A 10002-nucleotide genomic window follows, 5' to 3' on the forward strand; every position below is an offset into this window, starting at 1 on the left:
GCAACCCACCGTGACGAACAAGGCCCCCACCACGACACCTGACCTCTGCAAGATCAGCCGTACTCACCTCTGCACTCCAACGAGTACCCCGACACATGCCCAGGCTCGGGGCGCGGTCCTGCCCACCGACCGGCTGTTGCGCTACCGCAACGGCCAGCCGATCAGCAGCCGCCGCTACGACCACCTCTGGAGACGCATCGGCGACCGCCTGCCCTGGGTCGCCGCGCAGGGCATCTCCACCCACTGGCTGCGCCACACCACCCTCACCTGGGTGGAACGCCACTTCGGCTACGGGATAGCCCGCGCCTACGCCGGCCACACCGACCGCCGCGGACCCGCCACCACCACCTACATCAAAGCCGACCTCCACGCCGTCGCCACCGCCCTCGCGGCCATGACCGGCCAGCCCCACCCGCTCGCCGCCTTCACGCCTGCACCCGATAGGTAGGCGCCGGTCGTGCCGCAGTCAGTGCATGAGGCCGTTATCCCCGGGTCCTGCGCCCGCAGCCCCCGATCGGTAACACTACGTAACGGGCATGCGCCACTTCGGCGAACCACTCCGCATCCGGATTTGCCGATGAGCGGTCGATTACTGGTTCGACCGCGCGCGCAGTTTCACTCCCGGAGGACGAATTGGCTCTGGCATGTACTCCACGTGGTAGCTGGCTCCGAGTTCGTCTTGAAGTTGCAAAACGAGTCGCTGGCCGGCGGCTACAAACCTCTCGGCGTCGTGTTCCGAATCAAATCCACCCGACGCCGGCCAACCCGACAGCGCGGCCTCGAAATAGGCTTTCCACTGCGCGAGGTTGGAACGCAGGCCGTCGCTGAGTCGGAGAGCCTCGGGATCAACCTCGGTGTCGTCGGGACCCATCGTCTGAGTGAGCGGAGATCGTCCCCGAGCGGCCATTAGCTTGATCCAGCGTCGAGGTGCTGGCCGATCCAGCAGCTCTCGCGCAGCCGCGACTATGTCGGCCTCCAGTTGCTCAGCGTCCTCGGGGTGATCGTCCAGCGTTGACGCCAAGCCCACAAAGATCCGCAGGTCCCCGTTGTCCCGTACCTTCTGATACGCGAGCCAGAGGTCGTTGGCTCCGCGGGCGGCCCTGATACGCCCGGCCACGATTTCGCCCGCGGTACGCCGGGCTAGGTGCCACTGCGCCCGGTCGGAGTCGGGAAGCTCGATGCCGAGTTCGTCCAGAGCAACACGGAACAGGTCCGACGAGTCTCGGACGGCCCACCGTGCCTGCCCGGCGAGAACGCGAAGGGCAGGACTATCGAGGCCCCGGACAAGCGCCTCGGTCGCGATCTCGGGCAAATCATCGGATTCGAGTCCTCCGACCGCCATTCGCCAGGCGGCCACTTCCAGCGGATCTACCTCCGTCACGGGCTCAGCGTAGGTACACCTCGTTGTCGAAGCGTCTCGTTTGCGACAACGGTCGAGGGCCACGTCGCGCAGCCCGGGATCGGTCAGCTTCGCCCTCATCTGCCGCCGTCCGTGCGCGCCGCCGCGACAGCCGACAACGCCGTGCTGGCGTTGTCGGCGTCCTGAACTGCCGAAATGAGTGCGTAGAGGACTCGAGTCGCTGGACGCATCGGGGGTAGTCCGGATCCATCCGCAATGCAGAACCGCGGATACTGCGACGTGCGCGGTGTTGCCAGAATCGGCGGTATGGGTTTACGGGCGCGATGGTCAGCCATCGTCGATCGCTTGCCGTCCTCCTACGCGGAAGCGTTTGCCGCAGCGTTCGCGCGTATGGCATTCCGCAGAGCGAGCCGGACTCGGGCGATGGCTGCTCTGGTCCAAGCCGCGGAGGAGATGTCGGCCAAGGGCGAGCACGCTATGGCGGAGGCCCTGTACCGCAAGGCGGCAGAAGCCGGAGACCACCGGGCCGTCGTGAAGCTGGTCAACTGGCCTGGTATCCGGGAGGACCACGCTGCGATGGAGGCCGTCTACCGGGCGGCGATCACGGCCGGTGACGTTCAGTCGTTGGCGTCTTTGGCGGCGCTGCGCGCCCGGCAGGGCGACACGGCCGAAGCTCGCATGTCGTTCGCGAAGGCCATCGAGTCCGGCAGCGTCAGCGCGTTGACGATGTATACAGCCTTCCTGCACAACCACGGCGAGCCCGGCGAGCTCAGTGAGGCGATCGAGCATCGCCGTCGCCAGGTGGCGGCCGGCGACACCGGTGCTCTGCCGAACCTCGGCGCGCTCTTGCTGCCGCATCAACAGGTCGAAGCGGAGGCCGTGCTGCGTCAAGGTGCCGCGCTGTTGGAAAACCGTTGCCGATGCCTGCTCGCTGCGCTGCTGTTGGACCGGGGTGCAACCGGTGAAGCAGCTGAGCTGGTCCGGCGGGTACGCGCCACCGGTGACGACCTGGTACGTGGCTACGCCGAGCGGCTCGCGGAGGAGTATGAGTTGCCCTCGTAATCTCTCGGACCAACAGCAGTACGCGCCGGGTGGCCCTCGCGACTGAACATCCGGATCTGCCGCCGATCGCGCGTGCTGACCGGCCACAAGGCATGTCACTCCCTGTAGGCCTTGTTATATAAGTGCTGTCGAGTCTGGACGTGTTCGGTCGTGCCGGACTGCGGACAGCGCGTCACGGACTAACGGATGGGTCGGTCCAGCTGATTGAGCCGGCCGGTTTCGAGGTGGGTGATGTCGCCATCGGAGTCGAGGGCGGCGTCGAGCAGTCGCGCGAGCGAGGTGCCATACACCGGGACGTCGGCGGGCTCGTCGACCAGGCGGAACAGGCCGTCGAACTCGTCGGACCGTGCGGCCGCTACCTCCTCGACGCGGCAGAGGACCCAGTGGGTCGACTGCGTTTCGTTGTCGAGGGCCGCGCAGACGCTTCGACCATCGGCAAGGTCGATGATCGCCAACAGCGACCGGTGCTCGTGGCCGCGATAGACCCGGCGGTGCTCGGCCACCGGCAGCAGCCGCCACGTGTGGAACAGCGTCGCGGAGCCGATGCGCCGGTAGAGCGCCACGACCTCGGCGGGCGCGTCGAACATTAACGTGGGCTGCGGCGGCACGGTTTCGTGGTCGCGGACGATTCGGTCGATCACGTCGTCGATCTCCATCGCCGCCGGCGCGAGGTACCAGCCGGCCACCGGCCGCAGTCCGCCGTCGTCGTCCTGGGCGACGCCGACCAGGCCGGCGTGCAGGGCCACCGCACGGTTGTCGCCCGCCACTCGATCGTTGACGTTGACCGTCGCCCGCGACAATGTCGCGGGCACCTGATCGGTGCGGATGCCTGCACCGCAGTAGAAGCCGCGGCCGTCGATGGTCGCGTCGCGCGGCTTGTCGATAGGCAACTCCAGTAGCGGATTCGGCTGGTCCACCACACCCTCACCGCGAAGGTACGGGTACAGGCGCGCGGCCCAGCCGGTGACCACCTCACCGCCGTACGCGTCGACGGCGTTGTAGATCCGCCGCCAGAAGGACACGTCCACGTCGCCACCTGCGGCTCGGACGAACTGGTCGGCGATCGGGGCGAGCGACTGGCACCACGTCTGCAAGCCGAACCCGGCGATCGCGTCCACCCGTGCGCGGATCTTCTGCCAGTCCTCCATGGTGCCGGTCAACGTGATCGACGGGATGCCGCACACGCACACCAGCCACAGCGAGAAGTACGGCGAGTAGGCGTCGAGCAAGACAACTCGTCCCGCGACCCGGTCGACCTCCGTGCTGGTGGAGAAATCGCACTCGAACACGTCCGCGTCGCTGATCTCGGCGGCGAGCAGCTTGTGGAATGACTCCACCACGTCCTGCCAGGATTGCGCGTCCTGCGGCATCGGCCCGTCGACGGCCACGGTGAGCCGCTTACGGCCGGCGTGGCCCACCAGCCGGGGGCGCAGCTGTTCGGCGTGGAGCCGGATGTGTTGGGCGACGCCGTGCGCGATGGTCAACCACACCGCGTCGGGAGACAACACCAGCGGCCGATGGTCGGCGAACGCGCGCCCGACGGCGTCGAGCAGCGGATGTACCCCGTCTGGCACGAGCATCGGCAGCGCTGGATCACCGCCGAACACCAGCGCGTCCCCGAACAGTTCGCCGAGCGGCCGGGTGGGCAGTCCCTCGGTTGCGGGGGTCACCTCGTCGACCCGGAAGGTCACCATTGCGCGACTCTAACGCCTGCTCGCCCGGACGCGATCCCGCTACGAAGTACCCATCTCGCCCCTGTCGTCGCGTTGGTCGTGCCCGGCGTAGTGGGTTGCCGTGGCGATGAGCATGCATCGGCCGAGGGCGTGCGTCTGCTTCCTGGGGTGAGGCCGACTGCTACACGAGACGCGGCTTGATATCGATCCACTCACGCAGCTGGGCGGCGAGGTGTGTGTCCAGGACTGCGTCCAGGTGCCACTGGGCTGCGCTGACCAGATTCTTCGCCTGCCGGGTGTGGCGCATCTGGGTGCGGTCAAGACCGCCCAGTTCTCGCCGGTCGGCGAGCGTGGCCGCCTCGTTCAGACCGACTGGGATCGCGTCCAGGCAGGCCCGGACGATGTAGTCAGCGGACGGCAGCACCGCCAACCCGATCCCCGAGCGGCGCAGGTCCGCCGCGAAGTACGCCAGCTTCTCGGCGCTCTCGGCTTCGCTGAACACGGCCCGGGCCCGCCCCTGCCACAGCAGCCAGAGCTTCAGCTCCGCCCACTCCGCCCGCCAGCCTGACTGGTCCCGCAGCTGCTGATCGATGACCAGCAGCAGGTAAAGCCACCAGTTGACTCGCTCGCGCGGCCCCGGCTGGCGGCGGTCCAGCCACTGCCGGCGCTGATCCTCATCGAGACGGAGTAGGTGGACCGATCCGTCTTTGACGGACTGGCGTTGCCCGCCGAGTCTCCTCGCGGCCACGAGCTCGGGCGGATGGGGTGCGCTGATCGACCAGACGTCACCGGCATCAACCAGCCCCTGGTGCCCGGTGGTGGCCACGAGGAGGGATATCCGCGACTCGGCAAGCCAGTACCGCCGGTAGTCCGCATCGGTCCGGTCGGTGATCTCCTGCAGGTGGTAGCCGAGGCGGTCCAATCCGGCGTCCAACTGCGTGGACCGCAGCTGCCGGCCGAACGGCCCGTACCGCTGCACGAGTGCATCGTTGACCGTGATGCTCGCCAGGCGATGCGCTTGCACGGTGAAGCCGGCCGCCTGCCAGGAGCCGGATCCGGGATGCCGAGCCCAGGAGAACTCCACCAAGCCGTAGTCACGCCGCATCACGGCGCGGCCCCGGTCCCCCGCGAAGTCTCCACCCAGCGTGCGGGCTACCTCGTCCGGTGAGTCCGTCAGGCCCACGCCCAGCACGGCACCGCTGACCACGACGTCGACGAAGAAGTCAAGACCGGCCATCCGGCAAGCGTGGCGAAGGACCGGGTGCAGCGCAATCCGCAGCGGGACTTCCGGCGATCGATCTCCCGGATCATGTCGTAGCGGGCACCCGTACATCTGCTGAGCAGGTGTGCCACTCGATCAACTAAAGATGGTCGCAGTATGGAGAGCAACGACGACCGAGGGCATGGCCCAGGTCCCGCAGGAGAGTGCCCAGCCGCTCGACCTCCTCCACCGTGGGCGGGGTGATGGCTGCACCAGCCGCGATATGTTCCCCGACCTCGTACAGCGCAGCGTATAGATCCTCAGCAGTCGCGCGGTCGAGCCGCAGAACGATGTCATCCGGCATGCGCAGACCCTACTCGCACGTCTCGCGGCACCCGGTTCGCCAAGGCCGGGTGCGCGGATCTGCGCCGACCCGTGCGCGCAGCCCGCCGCGCGGGCCAGCCTCATGGGCGGTTCTACGCGGTCGGTGAGCTTAGCGTGTTCGCCTGCGCTTGATCACCTCGTGCAGATCGCCGCCCGCAACGCCGATCGGCGAACCACCACGCGCTACGACCGGGGCCGCAAGAACCTCGACGGGCACCCCAACTACATCCTGGTCGCGTACATGGCCTCCGGCACATAGCCAGCCGCTCGCGGCTTTGCCGATGATTCGGCGTACTTTCGGCTTGTCCATCAGGTGCCGCGCCGTGGTGTCACCGATTGCTGGTTGGCGGATCAGTGGGTGGTGCGGTCAGTCGGCCCAGTTCGGTGCCGGCGAGCCGGCGCACCACCGGGTCGGGGTCGCTGGCATACCGGTGGAGGATGTCCGGGGCAGCGTCAGGCGCGAGATGTCGCGCCGCAACCGCGACCCGCTGACGGACGTCGGGGGCCGGGTCGGTTGCGAGCTCAACCAGGAGTTTCCGCCAGTGCGTTGCGCTGCCACCGGCGCTGGCGAGTCCACGGATGGTGGCCGCGCGTACCACTGTCTGGTCGTCTCGCGCCAGCGCCGTGAGCTGCGGTGCCACGCGGGGATCGGAGTCAACCGCCTTCGCGAGCGCGTGGGCGGCGTCGATCCGCAGTTCCGGGTCTTCGTCGGCAGCGAGCGTGAGCAGGGCGTCGACTGCGGTCGGTCCGCCGACTGCGCCGAGGGCGTTGCGGGTGTTCTCGCGGACGTGCGAGTCGGGGTCGTTGAGTAGCCGCAGCAGGGCCGGGGTCGCCTCGCGGTTGCCGAGTTGCCCGAGTGCGTACGCGGTCATGGATCGTACCCGGGGCGCCAGGTCGGCGGCGAGGGCAACCAGCGGCATCACCGCGTCAGCCCTGCCGCTGTAGCCAAGTTGGCTGATCGCCGATACTCGTACCTGTTCGTCCAGGTCGCGCAGTGCCTCGATGAGAACTTTGAAGGCCCGGTCGTCGGCGGCTGAGTCAGGAATCGAGGCGATTGCCACGGATCTGATCTTCGGATCGGCGTCGGTCGCCGCAGCTGCCAGCAGTTCGACGTCCTGCGCTTCGGCCACGAACCCGAGTGCCCACAGCCCTTCGCGGCGCAACTCGAGCGCGTTACCGGTGACCAACTCGAGCACCACGCGCCGGGCGGCTGGCCGATCCCCGTGCAGCAGGTCGATGATTTCGGCCTGCAAGCTGTCCTGGTCGTCCCCGAGGTCGCGGGCTGAGGCGCGCAGCAGCGCGGGAAGCGCCGCCACACCCTGGATGCCGGCCAAGACGCCAGCGATCAGGTCGCGGCCGTAGAAGTTCCCTTCGTCGAGGAACCGGTCGAGTGCCTCGGTCAGGTGGGGCACCAACGTGATGTCCCCGCAGGCCTCCAACTCCCTGAGAGTCGGTGCGATGGCGTCGTAATCGTCCTCAAGCTCTACGGCGTGCCGGGCCACGGCTTCCAAGGACCCACGGCTGTCGAACACGCGGTCACCATGCCACACCCGATGGTGGAACAGTGCACCGAACCGGCAAGATCAACCCGCTTGTCCGTCGCCGGCCAGGCGCGGAGTCGCGCCGATGTGCGGAGGCAGGATCCTCATACTGGGCGCATGGCCCGGGATGTTTCGTCGGTTGACGCTGTTCTGCGCTTCGCCTCCGCCCTGCGCGAGTTGCGTGGTCGACTGCTCGCCGACTTGTTTCCCGTCGCGGACATCGCGGATCTTCTGGCTGCGGTCCGCTCGCGCGGAGAGTTGCCCCGGGAAGGTGTCACCCGTAGCGGGATCGAGTACACCGTCCACGGCGCTGGGTGCCGGTTAATCAGCTCCGACGGCAGGGAGGCCGACGTCGACCTGGTCACCGATCCCTTGCTCGGGCGCGAGGTTGAAGCATTCGACGCCTGGCGAATCCGTTGGTTCCTCAACGAAGCCGCCGATGACGGCTACAGCCATGAGGACATCGTGGCGGCCTGCACCCATCTCGCCAGCGAGGGCCACCTACGCGAGGTGGCTGAAGGCCGATGGTTCGCGTTGCCTGACGCTCCAGGCGGCCCGGCATGAGTCACCCACACGCAGCAACCCACCGCTGTCTGCCTTGAAGCAGCGCATCTTCAGGTACCCGGATCTTCCGCCGTGCGTGAGCTGGGCCGCCAGTGTTGCAAGGGGTTTTGCTTCGCTGGGCTCATGCCGGCTGGAGCCAGCGGGTGTGGATGTCCTGGTAGCGGAGCGGGTCGACGGTGGCGGGCTCGTCGAGGAGTTCGACGAGTAGGGCGCCGTTCGGGAGCCGGCGTGCCTGGGCCGCGATCTCGGGCAGCGGTGCCGGTGGCAGGTGGCGGTCGGGGCCCAGGTAGGTCCACCAGCCGAGTTCGGCCGGCCAACCACCGGCCGGGTGGGAGTGGTCGTGGATGCCGAGGTCCCACACCTGCTCGCTTGACCATTCGTCGAGGATTCGGCCGACGTCGGCCTGCAGGCGCTGGGCGACGTCGAGCCACAAGCCGGACGCTCCTATGCCGCGTCAAGTGTTTGGGGTGGGGTTTCGAGGCGTCGGTAGAGCTCTCGGGCGATGTAGCGCTTGAGGCAGCGTTTGATCTCCCGATCGGTTTTGCCTTGGGTGCGGCGGCGCTCGGCGTAGGCGCGGGTGCGTTCGTCGCGTTGCAGGCGGCATAGGGCGATGGTGTGCAGGGCCCGGTTGAGCTGGCGGTCTCCTGAGCGGTTGAGGCGGTAACGGACGGTCTTGCCGGAGGACGCCGGGATCGGGGCGGCTCCGGCGAGCATGGCGAACGCGGCGTCGTTGCGGCAGCGCCCGGGATGGGACCATGCGGTCAGCACGGTGGCCGCGACGATCGGTCCGACGCCGGTGAGGTCGAGCAGGTCCGGTCGCCAGGAGCGCACGATCGTGCGGATCGCCTTTTCGTGCTCGGTGGCTTCAGCTTCGAGGAAGCGGACGCGGCGAGCGAGGTCCCGCAACACGGTCAGACAGGTGAACACCTCGATATCGGTGTTGGGGGTGGGACGCAGCCGGGTGGCGGTGGTGAGCATGAGGCGGGTGCTCTGGCCGCGGAAGCGGGCCCGCACCACCTCAGGAGCGGTGATTACCAACGCGTGCAGTTGCCGCTGGGCATCCGAACTGGCTTCCACGGCTGCGCGGCGGGCGGTCAGCCGTGCCTGCAGCGCAGCCCGCTCGGGTCCCGTCTTGGGCTGGGCCAGGCGGGTGCGGGCCAGGGCGTCGCGGGCAGCTCGTTCGGCGTCAATCGGGTCGGACTTCGCCCCGGCGCGGCGCGCCGGTCGCACCGGTCGGTCCAGTTCCACGACCAGCTCACCGGCGTCGGCCAGGTGCCGGGCCAGGCCGGCCCCGTAACCGCCGGAGCCCTCCAGCGCCCAGGCCCGCAGCCCTGAATGCTGCTCGGCTAGAGCCACCAACTCGGCATAGCCGTCCCTGTCAGTGTTCACCGTGGCCCTGGCGATGACCCCACCGGTGCGGGTGTCGAGCACCGCGGCGGTGTGCGTGTCTTTGTGCGTGTCGACGCCGATGACGACCTCGACCAGATCTGCCAGCATGGACATGCGTTCTCTCCTCAACCGTGGGGACGCAAGGTCCGGTCCGGTGCGGAGATGGCAGGACTGTGATGAGACACGCCAGCCGCTAACTGGCGGTCAAGCTCCTGATCAGGCCAAACGTCTCCCGCCGGGCCGGCGCCGGCAGCAGCAGGCGGACAAGTCCCGCCAAAGGCACAAAGCCAGTCAGACGAAGAGTCACACCTGCCACTGCCAGCTATCAGCTCACCACTGCTGAACCGACCCCGCCATGCTCACAGTCAGGCGAGCGTGCAACTCGCGGAAGGTGTCGGCCTCGGGCGTTGGGTGGCGGTAACAGAAGGCGGAATCCAACGCCCACATGAGAGTCCCGTCCTGCCAGTGCACGAAGATGTCGACGTTGCCGTTCGTCCAGAGCTGGCCATGCTCCTTGCCCGTCGCCATGGCGTCGAGCGCCGCCTGCGGGTCCTCGACCGTGCGCAGGTCGCCGTCCGGGTTGGTGAACAGGTTGATCAGCCCATCGGGGCGTTGCGGGCGCAGGCCCCGGTCGGCTGCCAGGGCGTGCAGCTCGCGAAGAGCTGGCTCTGCCGCCGCCGGCACTCGCAGCTCCCAGATCCAGTCCGATCCCACGACGGCATGATGCCGATCTGGGGGCTTGACCCCTGATCCTGGACACGGGGTTTATGCGGCTGGGGCCAGCGTAGCTGGCGCTGGTCGGGTGTTGTTCTCGTAGGTGATCGGGGC

10 protein-coding genes and 1 pseudogene are annotated in these 10002 nt (G+C 68.2%); 3 read left to right on the top strand and 8 right to left on the bottom strand.

What is annotated here, in order from left to right; genetic code table 11:
- A pseudogene (locus tag AB0I11_RS33655) lies at window positions 1–448 on the top strand (hypothetical protein); the annotation flags it as partial.
- Between the two features lie 141 nt (window positions 449–589).
- Here AB0I11_RS33655 and AB0I11_RS33660 read toward each other — a convergent pair.
- Complete coding sequence (locus AB0I11_RS33660; protein ID WP_357329885.1) at window positions 590–1381, bottom strand: hypothetical protein; 792 nt, start codon at window positions 1379–1381, stop codon at window positions 590–592.
- 402 nt (window positions 1382–1783) lie between these two features.
- Here AB0I11_RS33660 and AB0I11_RS33665 point away from each other — a divergent pair, with 402 nt between their 5' ends.
- Complete coding sequence (locus tag AB0I11_RS33665) at window positions 1784–2422, top strand: hypothetical protein (RefSeq protein WP_357329887.1); 639 nt, start codon at window positions 1784–1786, stop codon at window positions 2420–2422.
- A 179-nt stretch (window positions 2423–2601) separates the two neighbouring features.
- Here the strand turns inward: AB0I11_RS33665 and AB0I11_RS33670 are convergent, their stop codons facing one another.
- The 4 genes from AB0I11_RS33670 to AB0I11_RS33685 all read right to left on the bottom strand — a co-directional run bounded on the left by AB0I11_RS33670 (window position 2602) and on the right by AB0I11_RS33685 (window position 7212).
- Window positions 2602–4116, bottom strand: coding sequence for a DUF4419 domain-containing protein (locus tag AB0I11_RS33670; RefSeq protein ID WP_357329889.1), 1515 nt, complete (start codon window positions 4114–4116; stop codon window positions 2602–2604).
- A gap of 160 nt (window positions 4117–4276) precedes the next feature.
- The gene (locus AB0I11_RS33675) at window positions 4277–5332 is read right to left on the bottom strand and encodes a hypothetical protein (RefSeq protein ID WP_357329891.1); all 1056 of its coding nucleotides are present in this window, start codon (window positions 5330–5332) and stop codon (window positions 4277–4279) included.
- 124 nt (window positions 5333–5456) lie between these two features.
- The gene (locus AB0I11_RS33680) at window positions 5457–5660 is read right to left on the bottom strand and encodes a hypothetical protein (RefSeq protein ID WP_357329893.1); all 204 of its coding nucleotides are present in this window, start codon (window positions 5658–5660) and stop codon (window positions 5457–5459) included.
- A gap of 349 nt (window positions 5661–6009) precedes the next feature.
- Window positions 6010–7212, bottom strand: coding sequence for a HEAT repeat domain-containing protein (locus AB0I11_RS33685; RefSeq protein WP_357329895.1), 1203 nt, complete (start codon window positions 7210–7212; stop codon window positions 6010–6012).
- A gap of 126 nt (window positions 7213–7338) precedes the next feature.
- Between AB0I11_RS33685 and AB0I11_RS33690 the strand changes: the two genes are divergently transcribed.
- Window positions 7339–7785 (top strand): hypothetical protein, encoded by a 447-nt coding sequence (locus tag AB0I11_RS33690; RefSeq protein ID WP_357329897.1) that lies wholly within the window; start codon window positions 7339–7341, stop codon window positions 7783–7785.
- Between the two features lie 121 nt (window positions 7786–7906).
- Here AB0I11_RS33690 and AB0I11_RS33695 read toward each other — a convergent pair whose 3' ends face one another.
- The 3 genes from AB0I11_RS33695 to AB0I11_RS33705 form a co-directional block, all read right to left on the bottom strand.
- A complete protein-coding gene (locus AB0I11_RS33695) occupies window positions 7907–8218 on the bottom strand; it encodes a hypothetical protein (protein WP_357329899.1) in 312 nt (103 codons plus the stop codon).
- Between the two features lie 11 nt (window positions 8219–8229).
- On the bottom strand, window positions 8230–9288 hold the full coding sequence (locus AB0I11_RS33700) for an IS110 family transposase (protein WP_357329901.1): 1059 nt from the start codon (window positions 9286–9288) through the stop codon (window positions 8230–8232).
- 216 nt (window positions 9289–9504) lie between these two features.
- Window positions 9505–9888 carry a hypothetical protein gene (locus tag AB0I11_RS33705; protein ID WP_357329903.1) on the bottom strand — a complete coding sequence of 128 codons (384 nt, stop codon included), beginning with the start codon at window positions 9886–9888 and terminating at the stop codon, window positions 9505–9507.
- Window positions 9889–10002 lie beyond the last annotated feature (114 nt).

It is taken from the genome of Micromonospora sp. NPDC050495, assembly GCF_040655175.1.
Classification (GTDB): Bacteria; Actinomycetota; Actinomycetes; order Mycobacteriales; family Micromonosporaceae; genus Micromonospora.

What these genes read in the sequence shown, in the direction of transcription:
- AB0I11_RS33665 (WP_357329887.1), top strand. Translation starts at nt 1,784, where the DNA reads ATGGCTGCTCTGGTCCAAGCCGCGGAGGAGATGTCGGCCAAGGGCGAG.
- AB0I11_RS33670 (WP_357329889.1), bottom strand. Translation starts at nt 4,116, where the DNA reads ATGGTGACCTTCCGGGTCGACGAGGTGACCCCCGCAACCGAGGGACTG.
- AB0I11_RS33675 (WP_357329891.1), bottom strand. Translation starts at nt 5,332, where the DNA reads ATGGCCGGTCTTGACTTCTTCGTCGACGTCGTGGTCAGCGGTGCCGTG.
- AB0I11_RS33680 (WP_357329893.1), bottom strand. Translation starts at nt 5,660, where the DNA reads ATGCCGGATGACATCGTTCTGCGGCTCGACCGCGCGACTGCTGAGGAT.
- AB0I11_RS33690 (WP_357329897.1), top strand. Translation starts at nt 7,339, where the DNA reads ATGGCCCGGGATGTTTCGTCGGTTGACGCTGTTCTGCGCTTCGCCTCC.
- AB0I11_RS33700 (WP_357329901.1), bottom strand. Translation starts at nt 9,288, where the DNA reads ATGTCCATGCTGGCAGATCTGGTCGAGGTCGTCATCGGCGTCGACACG.